The organism is Microbacterium sp. Leaf320, assembly GCF_001423485.1.
Classification (GTDB): Bacteria; Actinomycetota; Actinomycetes; order Actinomycetales; family Microbacteriaceae; genus Microbacterium.
Window position 1 is genome coordinate 335984 of the sequence record NZ_LMOD01000004.1, and the last position, 14765, is coordinate 350748.

The 14765-nt window shown below is 69.4% G+C and carries 17 protein-coding genes; 12 read left to right on the plus strand and 5 right to left on the minus strand.

Annotated elements, in window-relative coordinates; translation table 11 throughout:
• The first annotated feature begins 100 nt into the window (after nt 1-100).
• On the plus strand, nt 101-724 hold the full coding sequence (locus ASF63_RS15200) for a TetR/AcrR family transcriptional regulator (RefSeq protein WP_056515859.1): 624 nt from the start codon (nt 101-103) through the stop codon (nt 722-724).
• 7 nt (nt 725-731) lie between these two features.
• Here ASF63_RS15200 and ASF63_RS15205 read toward each other — a convergent pair whose 3' ends face one another.
• Both ASF63_RS15205 and ASF63_RS15210 read right to left on the minus strand, forming a co-directional pair.
• A complete protein-coding gene (locus tag ASF63_RS15205; RefSeq protein WP_056515863.1) occupies nt 732-1709 on the minus strand; it encodes an o-succinylbenzoate synthase in 978 nt (325 codons plus the stop codon).
• Nucleotides 1710-1768: 59 nt separating this feature from the next.
• Entirely contained in the window at nt 1769-2788 is a 1020-nt protein-coding gene (locus ASF63_RS15210) for a GNAT family N-acetyltransferase (RefSeq protein WP_056515866.1), read from the minus strand.
• A gap of 89 nt (nt 2789-2877) precedes the next feature.
• Between ASF63_RS15210 and ASF63_RS15215 the strand changes: the two genes are divergently transcribed.
• The 11 genes from ASF63_RS15215 (at nt 2878) to ASF63_RS15265 (ending at nt 12696) form a co-directional block, all read left to right on the plus strand.
• Nucleotides 2878-3210 (plus strand): PadR family transcriptional regulator, encoded by a 333-nt coding sequence (locus ASF63_RS15215; protein ID WP_056515870.1) that lies wholly within the window; start codon nt 2878-2880, stop codon nt 3208-3210.
• Nucleotide 3211: 1 nt separating this feature from the next.
• A complete protein-coding gene (locus tag ASF63_RS15220) occupies nt 3212-4171 on the plus strand; it encodes a permease prefix domain 1-containing protein (RefSeq protein WP_056515871.1) in 960 nt (319 codons plus the stop codon).
• Between the two features lie 80 nt (nt 4172-4251).
• Nucleotides 4252-5163, plus strand: coding sequence for a 1,4-dihydroxy-2-naphthoyl-CoA synthase (locus ASF63_RS15225; RefSeq protein WP_056515875.1), 912 nt, complete (start codon nt 4252-4254; stop codon nt 5161-5163).
• Nucleotides 5164-5194: 31 nt separating this feature from the next.
• Entirely contained in the window at nt 5195-6355 is a 1161-nt protein-coding gene (locus ASF63_RS15230) for an AMP-binding protein (RefSeq protein WP_056515880.1), read from the plus strand.
• 43 nt (nt 6356-6398) lie between these two features.
• A complete protein-coding gene (locus ASF63_RS15235; RefSeq protein WP_056515882.1) occupies nt 6399-7190 on the plus strand; it encodes a class I SAM-dependent methyltransferase in 792 nt (263 codons plus the stop codon).
• Nucleotides 7191-7254: 64 nt separating this feature from the next.
• Nucleotides 7255-8430, plus strand: a complete 1176-nt coding sequence (locus tag ASF63_RS15240; protein ID WP_056515886.1) for a histidine kinase — start codon at nt 7255-7257, stop codon at nt 8428-8430.
• A complete protein-coding gene (locus ASF63_RS15245) occupies nt 8427-9062 on the plus strand; it encodes a response regulator (RefSeq protein WP_056515891.1) in 636 nt (211 codons plus the stop codon). Before ASF63_RS15240 ends, ASF63_RS15245 begins: the two co-directional genes overlap by 4 nt.
• A gap of 92 nt (nt 9063-9154) precedes the next feature.
• Complete coding sequence (locus ASF63_RS15250; RefSeq protein ID WP_056309384.1) at nt 9155-9916, plus strand: ABC transporter ATP-binding protein; 762 nt, start codon at nt 9155-9157, stop codon at nt 9914-9916.
• On the plus strand, nt 9913-11385 hold the full coding sequence (locus tag ASF63_RS15255; RefSeq protein ID WP_056515895.1) for an ABC transporter permease: 1473 nt from the start codon (nt 9913-9915) through the stop codon (nt 11383-11385). Before ASF63_RS15250 ends, ASF63_RS15255 begins: the two co-directional genes overlap by 4 nt.
• 94 nt (nt 11386-11479) lie before the next feature.
• Nucleotides 11480-12136 carry a 2-phosphosulfolactate phosphatase gene (locus ASF63_RS15260; RefSeq protein ID WP_056515899.1) on the plus strand — a complete coding sequence of 219 codons (657 nt, stop codon included), beginning with the start codon at nt 11480-11482 and terminating at the stop codon, nt 12134-12136.
• A gap of 71 nt (nt 12137-12207) precedes the next feature.
• Nucleotides 12208-12696, plus strand: a complete 489-nt coding sequence (locus tag ASF63_RS15265; protein ID WP_056515901.1) for a DUF3054 domain-containing protein — start codon at nt 12208-12210, stop codon at nt 12694-12696.
• A 35-nt stretch (nt 12697-12731) separates the two neighbouring features.
• Here ASF63_RS15265 and ASF63_RS15270 read toward each other — a convergent pair whose 3' ends face one another.
• From ASF63_RS15270 to ASF63_RS15280, 3 genes are all read right to left on the minus strand, one after another.
• Nucleotides 12732-13220, minus strand: coding sequence for a SprT-like domain-containing protein (locus tag ASF63_RS15270; protein ID WP_056515903.1), 489 nt, complete (start codon nt 13218-13220; stop codon nt 12732-12734).
• Between the two features lie 46 nt (nt 13221-13266).
• Nucleotides 13267-13794 (minus strand): hypothetical protein, encoded by a 528-nt coding sequence (locus tag ASF63_RS15275; protein ID WP_056515905.1) that lies wholly within the window; start codon nt 13792-13794, stop codon nt 13267-13269.
• 102 nt (nt 13795-13896) lie between these two features.
• Entirely contained in the window at nt 13897-14757 is an 861-nt protein-coding gene (locus tag ASF63_RS15280) for a spermidine synthase (protein WP_056515908.1), read from the minus strand.
• Nucleotides 14758-14765: the final 8 nt, after the last annotated feature.

Below are 14765 nucleotides of genomic sequence, written 5' to 3' on the forward strand. Positions count from 1 at the left end.
GTTGGATACACAGGTGTATCCGATACATAGATGTATCGTAAGGTGATCCGAGCCCCGGAGTCTGTGTGCGGGGTGTGAGAATGAGAGGCAGGAGGATTCGATGACGACACCCGCCACCCGTAGTCGCGAGAACACGCGAGCCAGGCTTCTGGATGCCGCGGCGCAGGTCTTCGCCGAGGTCGGCCTCGATGGTGCATCCGTCGAGGCGGTCTGCGACCGTGCCGGATTCACGCGCGGCGCGTTCTACTCGAACTTCGAGTCGAAGGACGAGCTGTTCCTGATGCTCGCCGGAAGCGTCGCCGAGCAGCGCGTCAGTGCCGTGCGCGCCCGCGTCGAGGAGATCGCCGCAGAGGGCGGCCTCTCAGAGGGGTGCGATCCGGTCGAGCTCGTCCAGCGCATCATGGATGCGGGCGGCGACGACCGCCTCGGCGTGATGCTGATGAGCGAGATCCGCATCCGTGCACTGCGGGACGCGCAGTTCGGTGCCGCCTACCTCGTGCAGGAGCGCGAGATGGTCTCGAGCATCGCCGTCATCATCACCGACATCGTCTCGGTGAGTGCACTCGAGCTGAAGATCCCGGCCGACGAAGCGGCGCGCATGCTCATGATCATCTGGGAGGGAATGACAGTTCGCGGCGCGATGGCCGGTCAGGACTCCGACCAGCTGCGCCACTCGGGCAGTGAGGAACTCGGAAGGCTTGTGCAGCTGCTCCTCGCCGAGTGAGTGTCGGTCAGCGGGCGTCGAGCACGGCGTAGCACCGCGCGAGGCGATCGAGCCACCAGTCGCGACGGTCGTCCGAGGCTGCGAGACGCGTGAGCGCCGCTGCATCCGGGGTGACGCGCGCTGCGGGGATCGAGCCGTCGACCGGACGGAGGTCGGCGACGTCGTCGAGGAAGAGCGACGCGGTGCCGAGACCGCAGTCGTAGTCGAGGGTCGGGAGTGCCGCAGCGAGAGCCGCACCCTGAGAGAGACCGACTGCGGTGTCGAGTGCGCTGGAGACGACGACCGGCAAGCCGGCGGCCGTGATGATCTGCAGCGCGTGCGTGATGCCGCCGAGCGGCTGGGCCTTGATCACGAGCAGATCGGCGGCCTTCTCGCGAGCGACCGCGAGCGGGTCGGATGACTTGCGGATGCTCTCGTCGGCGGCGACCGGGATGCCCATGTACTTCACGCGGGTGCGCAGCTCGGCGAGCTCGGGCACAGTGGCGCACGGCTGCTCGACGTACTCCAGATCGAACTCGTTGAGGGCATGCACCGCGTGCTCGGCCTCGTCGACGTTCCACAGGCCGTTGGCGTCGACGCGGATGCGTCCCTCAGGGCCCATGGCCTCGCGCACGGCTCGCACGCGTGCGATGTCGTCGGCGAGAGTCTGGCCGGGCTCAGCGACCTTGACCTTGGCGGTGCGGCAGCCGGCGAATCGCGCCAGCACCTCCGCCACCTGTGCGGCTTCGATCGCCGGGATCGTGGCGTTGACTCCGATCCGCTCGCGCAGTGGCTCTGGCTGTGGCCTCCAGGCGAAGTCGATCGCGGCCGCGAGCCAGGTCGCAGCCTCTGCATCCTCGTACTCGAGGAACGGGGAGAACTCCGCCCATCCCTGCGGTCCTTCGAAGAGCAGCGCCTCCCTGGTGTCTACACCGCGGAATCGGGTGTGCATCGGCAGTGCGACGATCCGGGCCGAGCTGAGAAGGTCTGCGAGCGGTGGGAGCATGTGCTCATTCTGCTCTGTGCCCGCGCTCCGACGGCATCCGCCGTGCCGAAGGCGGTGGGTCAGGTCAGTCGCTTCTGCAGCTCGCCGAGTCGCTCGCTGGGTCGGAAGCCGAGCAGTGCGTTGACGGCGAGCATGTGCGCGTTCGACTCGGCGTTGTAGGTGTAGACCGCTGTCGTGCGGGGTGCCTCTCGGTGCAGCATCCGCAGATTGGCGACCTTCACGGCGATGCCGAGACGATGCCCGCGGTCGGCTGTGCGCACGAGGGTTCCCCACTGGTACGCGTTCCCGTCGTCGGCGGAGACGACCAGCTGGGAGTATGCGGCCGCATCGCCGTCCGGGGCGAGGGCGATGGTTCCGAACGAGAGGCGACGCTGTCGGTCGATCAGTTCCTCGCTCTCGCGGATGCTGTCGACATCGGGCTTCTGCGGCTCGATGTCGAGTTCGCCGGTCGGTGCCTCGGTCTCGAGCGTCGCGTCGAGGATCGTCCAGCGTTCCACGACGTCGTCGGGGATTCGGCCGACCCAGCTGCGGAGCTCATAGCCGTCGGTCGAGCCGGCGATGTCGGTCTCGACCCGGTCGAGCAACGCGGGATCGACGGGCAGGTCGAGTCTGCTCTGCACGTCGCCGAGGGCGAGCGCGTATCCGTGCGCGCGGGCGAATTCGCGCCCGGGGGAGCCAGCTCCCTCCGATCCGTGTTCATAGGGCCAGGACGTCGAACCGTGCGCGGTGGTCCGGCCGGATGCCACGGCTTCGCCTTCGAGGAACGCCAGCGTCGCTGATCCGATGCCGCGCCGTCGGTGGCGCGGAGGCACACTGATCGCCAGGTGCGCGATGTGCGTGTTGTCCTTGAGGGGCAGAGCGAGACTCGCGGAGCCGACCACCTCGTCGCCGTCGCGCAGCAGGTACGCCCGTCGATCGATGACTGCGGATTCCTGTTGCAGCTCGCTGCGGCTCTCCGCGAGCGACCACACGACGGCATCCGCGCCGCGGTCGGCACGCTCCGCGGCCGCGTACGCATCCCACCACGCGTCGACGTCGACGGGATCGAACGGATCGATGCGCGAGATCTCGATGGTCATGCGCCCACGGTACTTCGTAGGCGTGGTCGACATGCGCTACATAAATGTGTGATTGACAATGGTGTGTAACGCACAGTAACGTGACGGACATGAACGAGACCCTCGACACGCACCTGCAGGAACTGCGCCGCGGCACCGTGGTGCTGGCCTGCCTGCAGCTGCTGCGCACCGCGGGGTACGGCTACGCGCTGCTCGAGGACCTCGAGCGCCGTGGCTTCGCCACCGATGCCAACACGCTGTATCCGCTGCTTCGCAGGCTCGAGAAGCAGGAGTACCTCACGAGCGAGTGGAACACCGACGAGGCACGGCCCCGCAAGTTCTACCGCACATCGGAGGCCGGCATCCGGCTCGCCGACACCCTGACCGAAGAATGGCGATCGCTCACGACGGCGATCGCGACCCTCACAGCTGAGGAGAACTGACATGAACACGACGGCCACGCTCACCGAGCGGTACATCAGCGCCACCATCCGGAGCCTCACCCCCGAGGTGCAGGGCGACGTGCGCGCCGAACTCGAAGGTTCCATCGCCGACGCGATCGACGCCAGGCTCGAGCAGGGGGAGGCCCCTGAGGACGCCGAGCGCGCGGTCCTCACGGAGCTCGGCGACCCCGGCATCCTCGCCGCCGGTTATGCCGACCGTCCGCTCCACCTGATCGGCCCGAAGTACTACCTCGTATGGTGGCGCCTGCTCAAGCTGCTGCTCTGGATCGTCCCGGTCTGCGTCTTCGGAGGGGTGGTCCTCGGGCAGCTGCTCGACGGCGCTCCGACCGGAGAGATCATCGGCACCGCAGTCGTCGCGACTCTCGGCTCTGTCGTGCACATCGGATTCTGGGTGACGCTGGTCTTCGTCATCCTCGAGCGCGCCGGCACGGACACCGGCGTGAAGTGGAGCATCGATCAGCTTCCGGAGCCGACGCAGAACGGCGCGGGGCGGGCCGATGCGATCGCCTCCCTCGTGTTCCTGGCTCTCGGGGTCGGCGCGGTGTTCTGGGACGCGCTCGTCGGCTTCTTCCCCACCGGCGGCGAGCCGATCGCGATCCTCGACCCGGGACTGTGGCCGTGGGGCATCACGTTCTTCTTCGCACTGTTCGCCGCAGAAACGTTGCTGGCCGTCGTGGTCTACGCCCAGCGGCGGTGGACCGTCGTCACCGCGGTGGTCAACACACTGCTCGCCGTGGTCTTCGCCGCCTGGTCGCTCACGCTGCTGCTGCAGGGAGCACTGATCAACCCCGAGTTCCTGGCCTTCGTCTTCACCGACAACGGCGTGACGGACGAGACGATGCGCATCCTCACGGTCATCACAGGCTTCTGTCTCGTCGCCTTCCCGATCTGGGACATCGTCGACGGCTGGATCAAGACCGCTCGCGCTCGCCGCATCTGAACACGGAGTGCAGACGGCGTCGCCTGCTCGCAGGCGGCGCCGTCTGCGTCTGCAACCTCCACAGGAATAGGCTGGATGCCGTGACCAGCGCATTCGTCTCAGACCTGTTCGACCCGGACGAATGGGTGCTCGCGCCCGGTGCCGAGGACTACACCGACATCACGGCCCATGTGAGCACCGATGGCGGAGTCGCGCGCATCGCGTTCAACCGCCCGGAGGTGCGCAACGCCTTCCGCCCGCACACGGTCGACGAGCTGTATCGCGCACTCGACGATGCACGACAGAACCCGCGCATCGGTGCCGTGCTGCTCACCGGCAACGGCCCGAGTCCGAAGGACGGCGGCTGGGCGTTCTGCTCCGGCGGCGATCAGCGCATCCGGGGCCGCGACGGCTACAAGTACTCCGACGACGAGACGACCGTGCACGATCCGGCACGCGCCGGCCGCCTGCACATCCTCGAGGTGCAGCGGCTCATCCGCTTCATGCCGAAGGTCGTCATCGCGGTGGTCCCCGGTTGGGCCGCCGGCGGAGGGCACTCGCTGCATGTCGTGTGCGACCTCACGATCGCCTCGGCGGAAGAGGCGCGGTTCAAGCAGACCGATGCCGATGTGGGCAGCTTCGACGCCGGATACGGCTCGGCGTACATGGCGCGGCAGACGGGGCAGAAGTTCGCTCGAGAGGTGTTCTTCCTCGCTGAGGAGTACTCGGCGCAGCGCGCCTACGAGGCCGGCGCCGTGAACCGTGTCGTGCCGCATGCGGAGCTCGAGCGCGAGGCGCTGAAGATGGCGCGCACCGTGCTCACCAAGTCGCCGACCGCGATCCGGATGCTGAAGTTCGCGTTCAACGCCGTCGATGACGGACTCGTCGGCCAGCAGGTGTTCGCGGGGGAGGCCACGCGGCTCGCCTACGGCACCGACGAGGCCGTCGAGGGGCGGGACTCGTTCCTCGAGAAGCGGGATCCGGACTGGACCTCGTTCCCCTGGCACTACTGATCCCGGAACGACCGAGCGGAGCGAGGATCACATGGTCGCGTTGAGATCGACGGATGCCGAGGATCCGGTCGAGCTCCGTGAGGCTCTCGCCCGTGCTCTCGACGGAGGTCCGGCGCTCGGATTCGGCATGCTCGGAGACGCCCCGAGCTGGGTGTCCGAGGGCACCGCGGTCGTGATCGCGACGTCGGGATCGAGCGGCATCCCCAAGCGGGTCGCCCTGAGCGGCGAGGCGCTGCGCGCGAGCGCGGATGCCACGGCAGCGCGGATCGGTGCGGGTCGCTGGCTGCTCGCCCTCCCCGCGGGCTACGTCGCGGGGCTCCAGGTCATCGTGCGATCGCTGGTCGCCGGCACGCATCCGGTCGCTCTGAGCGGACGATTCTCGCCCGCATCCTTCGCCGAGTCGACGCTGTCGATGCTCCGACCGTCGTCGGGAGCATCCGGCTCCCTCCCCGACCTCTACACGTCCCTCGTCCCCGCACAGCTCTCGACCCTTCTCGACGCGGCGGACGATGCGCCCGTGCGTGCTGCGCTGCAGGCGTACCGCGCGATCCTCGTCGGCGGCCAGGCGCTGCCCGAGCCGCTGCGCGACCGCGCGGCCGATCTCGGAGTCCGGCTGGTGCGCACCTACGGCTCCACGGAGACGAGCGGAGGATGCGTGTACGACGGCGTCCCGCTCGACACCGTCGGCGTGCGGACGGTCGACGGCGAACTGCGCATCGCCGGTCCGATGCTCGCCGACGGGTATCTCGGGGACGGCGAGCTGACGGCGAAGAACTTCTCGCGCGACGAGCACGGCATCCGCTGGTACCACACGGGCGATCTCGGACTCCTGGACGACGGCGTGGTGCGAGTGCACGGCCGAGCCGACAACGTGATCGTCTCCGGTGGCCTCAACATCTCCCTCGACCGCGTCGAGAGGCTGGTGCGTCGCGTCCCCGGGCTCACCGGAGCGGTCGTGGTGGGCGTCGAGGACGAGCGATGGGGTGAGGCCTCGGTGATCGTGGCCCCTCGTGGCGAGGCGCTGCGGCGCAGCGAGTCCGAGCAGCTGGCACATGCGCGGGACGTCGTCGCGGAGGAGCTCGGCAAGCACGCCAGGCCCGCGCGGCTGATCCTGGTCGACGAGCTCGACGTGCTCTCCTCGGGCAAGCCCGATCGCGAGGCCATCCGGCGAGCCGTCGCCGAGCTGCGCTGACCGTCGATTCGCCGGGGCGAGACGTCTTCTGCCAGAGTGGGGCATGGCCACCTACACGCACGGACATCACGAGACCGTCCTCCGCTCGCACAGCAGTCGCACCATCGCGAACTCGGCGGAGTACCTGCGCCCGCACCTCACCGCCGGCACGAGGCTTCTCGACGTCGGAGCGGGGCCCGGCAGCATCACGGTCGACTTCGCCAGCGTGGTCGGCCACGTCACGGCGACTGAGATCGATGAGAACGCACTGTCGCTGTCGCGTGATCTCGCCGCGAGCAGAGGGCTCACGAACCTCGACTTCTCCGTCGAGGACGTGCACTCCCTGAGCTTCGCCGACGACAGCTTCGACGTCGTCCACGCGCACCAGGTGCTGCAGCACGTCGGCGATCCCGTGCAGGCGCTCCGCGAGATGCGTCGGGTCACGGCGCCCGGCGGAGTGGTCGGCGTGCGCGACGCCGACTATGCGGGCTTCATCTGGTTCCCGATGCTCCCCGAGCTCGACCGCTGGCTCGACCTGTACAGACGAGCCGCGCGGGCGAACGGCGGCGAACCCGACGCGGGCCGCCGCCTGCTCGCCTGGGCGCGGGCAGCCGGGTTCGACGACGTGACTGCGACCACCTCCAACTGGACCTATGCGACGCCGGAGGACCGCGCCTGGTGGGGCAGCATGTGGGCCGACCGCATCCTCGAGTCCGCGCTCGCCCGGCAGCTGGTCGACAGCGACATGGCGACCTCCGCAGACCTGCAGGCGATCAGTGACGCCTGGAAGCGCTGGGCCGACGACGGCGACGGCTGGTACCTCGTGCCGCACGGAGAGATCATCGCGCGCGCCTGACCCACCCGGCGGATACATCTGCAGACGGATGCGGGACGGATGCCGTGCCGCGTAGCGTGGGGGAGTGATCCGCCCGCTCTCGCGAACGGCGCTGGTCCTCGACATCGTCGGGGCGGCGCTGCTCTTCGTCATCCTCACCCCGTTCTCCGTCGCCTTCTACGGGCCGGGGGCGAGCGGCGTGGGAGTCGACGGTGCAGCCGTCGCAGCAGTCGTCGTGGCGGGACTGCTGATGTTCGGCGGCGTAGCTATCGGCAGGCTCGCTCCCGGACTCGCGCTCGCCGCGGCGTGGGCGGGCGCGATCGTGCAGATGCTCTCCGGATTCGGGCCGCTGCCGATCGACGTCGCGATCCTCCTCGTGCTCTACGCGACCGCCGCCTGGGGGTCACGGGTCGTGTTGTGGTGGGGATTCGGGTCGGCGCTCCTCGGCGCTTTCGTGTCGGCCGTCTACATGGTGGTCGTCACCGGTGTCGCCTCGAGCGCGAGCGGCTGGGATCAGCTGACCACCGGCACGCTTCTTCTGGTGGTCTCGGTGCTCGCGCTCGGGTTCGCCTGGGTGTGCGGCCTGCTCTGGCGCGTGGTCCTGCGTGCACGGAGCACCAGGTCGGCGCAGCTGCAGGCCGAGTCTCTCGCGGCCGAGGAGCAGGAACGCGTGCGCATCGCCCGCGACATGCACGACATCGTCGCGCACTCCCTCGCCGTCGTGATCGCGCAGGCCGACGGCGCCCGATACGCCGCGGCAGCCAAGCCCGAGATGGCGACGGAGGCGCTGGGCACCATCGCCCAGACCGCGCGCGGGGCGCTGAGCGACGTGCGACTGCTGCTCACGCAGCTGCGGCACCGTCAGGGGGACGGCCCGCAACCGACGCTGGCCGACCTCGAAGCGCTGTTCGCGCAGGTGCGCCAGGCCGGAATCGAACCGCGCATCACGGTCGATCCCACGCCGCCCGGCGAACCTCCGGGAGCGATCCAGCTCGCGGTGTACCGGATCCTGCAGGAGGCGCTCACCAACGCCATCCGGCATGGCGACGGCGCGGTCGACGTGCACCTCGCCTGGCTTCCCGACCGGGTCGACATCCAGGTGCGCAACACCGTCGGCCGCGAGCAGACGCAGGGCAGCGGTGGGCACGGCGTGATCGGCATGCGCGAACGCGCCCAGCTGGTCGGCGGTAGCCTTCAGGCGGAGCGTCAGGGCGTGCAGTTCGTCGTCCACGCCTCGCTCCCGATCGGAGAACCCGCATGATCAGAGTCGTCCTCGTCGACGATCAGTCGCTCTTCCGTGCCGGCATCCGCATGCTGCTCGCATCGCAGCCGGATATCGATGTGGTCGGTGAAGCCGGAGACGGGCGCGAGGCGATCGAACTGGTCCGCGTGACCCGACCGGACGTCGTGCTGATGGACATCAGGATGCCGGTGATGGACGGTCTCACCGCGACCGCCGAGATCCTCGGGCAACCCGACCCGCCGAAGATCGTGATGCTGACGACCTTCGACCTCGATGAGGCGGCGGCCCGCGCGATCCGTCAGGGAGCCAGCGGCTTCCTGCTGAAGGACGCGGACCCCGAGTTCCTGCTCGCTGCGATCCGGACGGTCCACTCCGGTTCGAGCGTGATCGCGGCATCCGCCACGCGCGAGCTGTTCGAGCACTTCGCCGAGGCCCCGAAGCCGGTGCCCCCGCAGTTCGCGTCGCTGACCGATCGCGAGCGCGAGATCTTCGCGCTCGCCGCGAGGGGGCTGTCGAACTCCGAGATCGCCGCGCGCGAGTACCTCAGCGAGGCCACCGTGAAGACGCACATCAGCCGCATCCTGACGAAGCTGACCCTGCGCGACCGCGTGCAGCTCGTCGTGTTCGCGTTCGAGCACGGTCTCGCCTGACCTGCAGCCGGTCGGATGATCATCCTTGCGATGTACGCGGATGCGTCGCCAGGGCGACGCGGCGGCGGGGCAGTGCTCCGTAGCGTCGAAGCATGGAGATCACGACCACCGACCTCGGGCTCGCGGCCCGCGTGCAGCACCTCGACAAGACCTACGGCGCCGGCGAGGGAACCGTCCGCGCGCTCGACGACGTCAGCGTCGGCATCCGCCGCGGTCAGTTCACCGCGATCATGGGCCCGTCCGGCTCGGGCAAGTCCACGCTCATGCACATCATGGCAGGCCTCGACACCCCCACACAGGGACGCGCCTGGATCGGAGACACCGAGATCACCGGCCTCGGCGACCTCGATCTGACGATCCTGCGCCGCCGCCGCGTCGGCTTCATCTTCCAGGCCTTCAACCTGGTGCCGACCCTCACGGCGCTCGGAAACATCATGCTGCCGTTCGAACTCGACGGCCGGCGCCCCAGCGCGATCGAGAAGGCCCGCATCGACGGACTGATCGAGACGCTCGGGCTCGGCTCCCGGCTGCAGCACCGGCCGCATCAGCTCTCGGGAGGGCAGCAGCAGCGCGTCGCGATCGCGAGAGCCCTCGCCACCGCACCCGATCTCGTCTTCGCGGACGAACCCACCGGGAACCTCGACTCCAAGACCGGGCGGGAGGTGCTGCAGCTGCTGGCCACGGCGAGCCGCGAGCACGGGCAGTCGATCGCGATGGTGACCCACGACGCGATCGCGGCCAGCCACGCGGACCGCGTGCTCTTCCTCGGTGACGGACGCATCGTCGCCGACCACCCTCGTCAGAGCGCCGAAGAGATCTCGGCCTACATGCTCGCCGCCGAGGTGGCGGCATGAGCGCCGTCCTCGACGCGCCGACCCGCACGGTCGTGCCGCAGACGGCGGCGACCGGCCCGCGCCTCCGGTGGCTGCGCGACCGAGGTATGGGTGCCAGCGTCCTCGTCGCCGCGCTCTCCGCCGCTTTCGGGGTGGTGCTGGTCGAGACCACCGCCTACCTCGGCGCAGTGCTGCAGGCCGACCCGTTTATCGGAGACAGCGAGACCCTCGCCTTCATCGTCGGTCTGCTCTCGATCCTGCTCACGGGCGTCGCGATGTATGTCGCGGCGATCGTCACCGCCAACACGTTCTCGACGATCATCGCCGGCCGCACGCGTCAGATCGCGCTCATGCGCCTGATCGGCGCGACCGCTCGGTCGCAGCGTGCAGAGGTGGGGAAGCAGGGACTCGTCGTCGGCGTCATCGGCGCAGCCCTGGGTCTGCTCGTGGGACTGGGCATCGCCGCGATCGGCGTGCAGATCGGCAGCGGTCTGATCGCGAACGTGCCGAAGGACTTCTCGCTCGCACAGCCGTTCATCGCGCTGCCTGCCGTGGGTGTCGCCCTGACCACGTGGGCTGCCGCCTGGGCCGGATCCCGCAGGGTCCTCGCGGTCACGCCGCTGCAGGCGATCGGCGGCTCGGTCGAGCGCACCCACGAAGAGGTATCGCGCGCCGGTCGCCACATCGGTGCCTGGGTGCTGCTGGTGTCGGGCGCGATCCTCCTCGCAGCGGGCGTGGTGGTGGGGCTGGTGCATCCGCTCGGTGTCGTCGTCGCGTTCTTCGGCGGACTTCTCTCCTTCACAGGGCTCGCGCTCGGCTCGGTGCTGTTCATGCCGCCCGTACTGCGTCTGGTGGGGCGGATGTTCGGATCGAGCGCCACCGCGCGGCTCGCCGCCGAGAACGCGCTGCGCTACCCCGAGCGGTCGTCTCGCATGGCGATCGGCGTGGTCATGGGCGTCACTCTCGTCACGATGTTCGCCGTCGCGCTCGAGTCGGTCAAGCAGATGCTGATCGGCCAGGTCGAGGGCGAGATCCCCGCGGAGTTCTTCACGCCGTTCGACGCGTTCGCCGCCGTGATGATGGTCCTCGTGGCCGTGTCGGCGGTCATCGCCGCCGTCGGACTCGTCAACCTGCTCACGATCGGGGTCGTGCAGCGCCGCCGTGAACTCGGTCTGCTGCGATCGATCGGCCTGTCCAACGGTCAGGTGCGCCGCATGGTGCTGCTCGAGGCCACGCACATCACGGTCGCTGCCACTCTGACCGGACTCGTGCTGGGGGTCGTCTACGGATGGATCGCTGCCCAGTCGCTCCTCGGCTCGACGCCCACCCTTCCGGACTTCGAACCGGCGGGGCTCGTCGCACCGCACGTGCCCTGGCTGCCGATCGCGATCATCATCGTGGCGACGGCCGTGCTCACCCTGGTCGCCGCGGCCACGCCGACCCGACTCGCCACCCGGGTGGCCCCTGTCGAGGCGCTCGCCGCCGACTGACCCCAGGCAGCGAGGGAGCCGCAGAGACCAGGCCCCGATGACTCGAACCGTCATCGGGGCCTGGGCTCGTGCGGGCTCGTTCTAGGCTGGACGGATGCCGTCTCCGTTCGATCAGTCCACGTATCAGGTGCGCCTCGACTGGGGCGTCGAAGGGGTCGACCGTCTCGCATCCGCGGACGTCGTCGTGGTCGTCGACGTCCTGCGCTTCTCGTCGACGGTCGGGGATGCGGTCGCATCCGGATCCGCGGTCTCTCTTGAGGACGCCGTCGGCTGGTCCCGCAACGGTGCCGCGGTCGCCGCGCGTGCGGGCGGCTCCGTGGTGCTCGTCGGCAGCCTCCGCAACGCCTCGGCCGTGGCGCGCGCCGTGGCGACGGTGCAGGAGCGCAGGCAGGCCCGCACCTCGGTCGCCGTGATCGCCGCAGGAGAGGCGGATGCTGCAGGGGCCGTGCGCTTCGCGGTGGAGGACCACCTCGGTGCAGGTGCGGTCATCGCGGCATTGACGGACCTCGGCATCGACCACACCGCGCCGGACGCGGCGGTCGCGGCTGAAGGATTCCGGGCTCTCAAGAGGGCTCTGCGGCACATGATCAGCGCCAGCGGATCCGCGCGCGAGATCGCCGACGGTGTGGATGCGACAGGACGGATCGCATCGGCAGGGCTCGTCCCCACGTCGACAGTCGCCGCCGCCGAACTCGACGCGCACGATGTCGTTCCCGTGCTCCGCGACGGGCTGTTCGTCGCCTTCGACTGATACGTCGACTCACTCGGCAACAGGCCGCGCACTCGGCAGCGGTTTCGGCGCCCTCGACGTAGGGTCGTGGCATGAGGTTCGTCCCCGCTCTCGTCCTCGACGCCGTCCTGGTGCTCATCTTCGCCGTGATCGGTCGTGCGTCGCACGACGAGGACCCCGGCGGATTCCTGCTGACCGCCTGGCCCTTCATCGTCGCGCTCCTCGTCGGCCACCTCGTCGCCGCGCTGCTTCCGGGGCGGCCGCGCCGGCCCTGGTCGCTCGCCTGGGGCGCGGTCGTCTGGGCCGTCACGGTCGTCGGGGGGATGCTTCTTCGCGTCGCCTCGGGCGACACCGCTCAGGTCGCCTTCATCATCGTCGCGACGCTTGTGCTCGGAGTCTTCCTGATCGGGTGGCGCGCTGTGGCAGCCCTGCTCCGTCGCCGTGCGGCGCGTGCTCGTGGTGCGGACGAAAGGGCGCATGAGGCGATCCCCGCCGACGCGGACGCAACCGAAGGGATCGCAGCCGAAGAGTCGTCGCAGGCACGCGACGATGATCCCGACTCGGACCAGCACTCACGCTGACCCGTTCCGAGTGACCGTGGCGGTGCGAGTGCGGCTCAGCGCGACATCTGCGCGGCGAGCCGGGTGTCTGCCGTGATCTCGCGGCGCGTCCACTCGAACAGGTAGCGCGCGTCGTACGACCGCGAGCACCGCGCGCACGACGTCGCCCGTGACGGGCGCCGATGACGATAGGTGACGTGGCCCGAGGGGCATTCGCCCACCCAAGGGGCGAGCTCGACCGCGGTCTCGCCGTGGTGGGTCGTTCCGCCGACGTAGCCGAGGTCGCGGGCCACTCGCTTCCATACCGATCCGTGCGCTGCCTCGTGCCCGGCCAGCGCATGCGCGACCTCGTGCAGCAGCACCTGATGGATCTCGTCGTCCTCGAAACGCGCCGCCAGATAGCGCGACACGGTGATGCGCTTCTTCGTGTAATCGCACTGTCCTGCGCGTCGCTTCGCGTGGTCGAAGCCGAAGGACCAGCTGTCGTCGAGATGCAGCGTGATCAGTGCCTCGCCCCAGACGCGCACCCGGTCAAGTTCCGCCATGCGATCAGGCTAAGCCATGCTGCCGACATCGTGCCGCAGGGGCGCGTCAGCCTGCGACGAGGTGCGATGTGCGGCGCCGTTCGGCCGCCTCGATCGCGAGAAGCACGGTCTCGAGCTCACGGTCTTCCGCACCGGCTTCGCGACGCAGGAACAACGACTGCTTGAAGCTCTCGCGAGCGGTCTCGTAATCGCCGGCCTCGTACGCGTTCTTGCCGTGATTGTGATGCGCGAACGCGGCGATCGAGACCCAGCGCTGGCCCTCGGCCTCGGCTGCGCAGGTCGCCAGCTCCTGCTCTGCGGCGGCATACGCTCCGCGGTACTGGAGCACGGTGGCGTGGAGCACACGAGCTCGGAGCACGTCCTTGCGGGTGCCCGCCATTCGCGACTGCCGGACGGCCTCGTCGGCGAGGGGGAGTGCCTCGTCCAGCCGGTCGAGGACCTTCAGCAGCCACACTCGCTCGAGCAGCGCAGGAAGACTCCTCTGGCTCTCGATCTCCTCCAGTCGTGCCGCGCATTCATCGAGATCGACCAGCTCGCGAAGGCTCTCCTGGTCGTACCCTCGGATGAAACTCATTGCTCTCCTTCCGCAGCGTCCCCCGACCAGTGTGCCTCGCGACCGCGCGCTCGCCGGAGCGGCACGCCCCACGAGCACGCATCCGGATCCGGATCGATGCGCTCAGCGCAGGAAGAGCGATGCGTCCGGACGAGGGGATGCCACGGCATCCGCATCCGTCACGACCCGTGCACCCTGCACGAAGGCGGTCACCTCGGCGCCCTGGGCGATCTTGGCAGGGTGCGGGCCCGCGGCGAGCATCCTGGGCAGCCATTCGGTGGGCAGCGGTGCGGCAGAGGCGGCGATCACCAGGTTGCCGAAACGTCGCCCCTTCAGCACCTGCGTGTCGGCGAGGACGCCGATCTCCGGAAGCACCTCTGCGATCGTCGCGACCTGTCGGCGGGCGAAGGCGAGGCCGGGGCCGTCTGCGACGTTCACGAGCAGGACGCCGCCGGGGGAGAGAAGATCCGCGAGCTCGCGGTAGAACTCCAGACTGGTCAGGTGGGCGGGCGTCTGCGCGCCCGAGTAGACGTCCGAGACGACGAGGTCGCAGCTGCCGACGATCGCTGCCGGAAGTCGCTTGACGCCCTCGCGCGCGTCGCCGATCCGCAACCGGATCGCGGCGCCCTTGGGCAGCGGCAGATGCTCGCGCACGAGAGTCGCCAGCGGTGCCTCGAGCTCGATGACCTGCTGGCGGGACCCGGGCCTCGTGGCATCGATGTAGCGGGGGATGGTCAGCGCGCCGGCGCCGAGATGCACGGCGGTGAGGGGGCCGGACGGCAGCTGGTCGATCACCGCGCCCATGCGCACGATGTACTCGAAGTGCAGATGCGTGGGGTCGTCCAGGTCGACGTGCGACTGCGGGGTGTCGTCGACGATGAGCTCGAACCCGCTCGTGAACTCCGACGGCACGATGCGCGCGATACCGCCGTGGTCGAGTCGGGCCTGAGGATGCTCGGTGTCTCGTGCTCGCGTCCTGCCCATGCTCCGAG

Excerpts from the sequence above, each read along its gene's own strand:
- ASF63_RS15205 (WP_056515863.1), bottom strand. The coding sequence starts at position 1,709 with ATGCTCCCACCGCTCGCAGACCTTCTCAGCTCGGCCCGGATCGTCGCA.
- ASF63_RS15215 (WP_056515870.1), top strand. The coding sequence starts at position 2,878 with ATGAACGAGACCCTCGACACGCACCTGCAGGAACTGCGCCGCGGCACC.
- ASF63_RS15200 (WP_056515859.1), top strand. The coding sequence starts at position 101 with ATGACGACACCCGCCACCCGTAGTCGCGAGAACACGCGAGCCAGGCTT.
- ASF63_RS15220 (WP_056515871.1), top strand. The coding sequence starts at position 3,212 with ATGAACACGACGGCCACGCTCACCGAGCGGTACATCAGCGCCACCATC.
- ASF63_RS15235 (WP_056515882.1), top strand. The coding sequence starts at position 6,399 with ATGGCCACCTACACGCACGGACATCACGAGACCGTCCTCCGCTCGCAC.
- ASF63_RS15280 (WP_056515908.1), bottom strand. The coding sequence starts at position 14,757 with ATGGGCAGGACGCGAGCACGAGACACCGAGCATCCTCAGGCCCGACTC.
- ASF63_RS15230 (WP_056515880.1), top strand. The coding sequence starts at position 5,195 with ATGGTCGCGTTGAGATCGACGGATGCCGAGGATCCGGTCGAGCTCCGT.
- ASF63_RS15210 (WP_056515866.1), bottom strand. The coding sequence starts at position 2,788 with ATGACCATCGAGATCTCGCGCATCGATCCGTTCGATCCCGTCGACGTC.
- ASF63_RS15270 (WP_056515903.1), bottom strand. The coding sequence starts at position 13,220 with ATGGCGGAACTTGACCGGGTGCGCGTCTGGGGCGAGGCACTGATCACG.
- ASF63_RS15250 (WP_056309384.1), top strand. The coding sequence starts at position 9,155 with ATGGAGATCACGACCACCGACCTCGGGCTCGCGGCCCGCGTGCAGCAC.
- ASF63_RS15245 (WP_056515891.1), top strand. The coding sequence starts at position 8,427 with ATGATCAGAGTCGTCCTCGTCGACGATCAGTCGCTCTTCCGTGCCGGC.
- ASF63_RS15265 (WP_056515901.1), top strand. The coding sequence starts at position 12,208 with ATGAGGTTCGTCCCCGCTCTCGTCCTCGACGCCGTCCTGGTGCTCATC.
- ASF63_RS15255 (WP_056515895.1), top strand. The coding sequence starts at position 9,913 with ATGAGCGCCGTCCTCGACGCGCCGACCCGCACGGTCGTGCCGCAGACG.
- ASF63_RS15260 (WP_056515899.1), top strand. The coding sequence starts at position 11,480 with ATGCCGTCTCCGTTCGATCAGTCCACGTATCAGGTGCGCCTCGACTGG.
- ASF63_RS15275 (WP_056515905.1), bottom strand. The coding sequence starts at position 13,794 with ATGAGTTTCATCCGAGGGTACGACCAGGAGAGCCTTCGCGAGCTGGTC.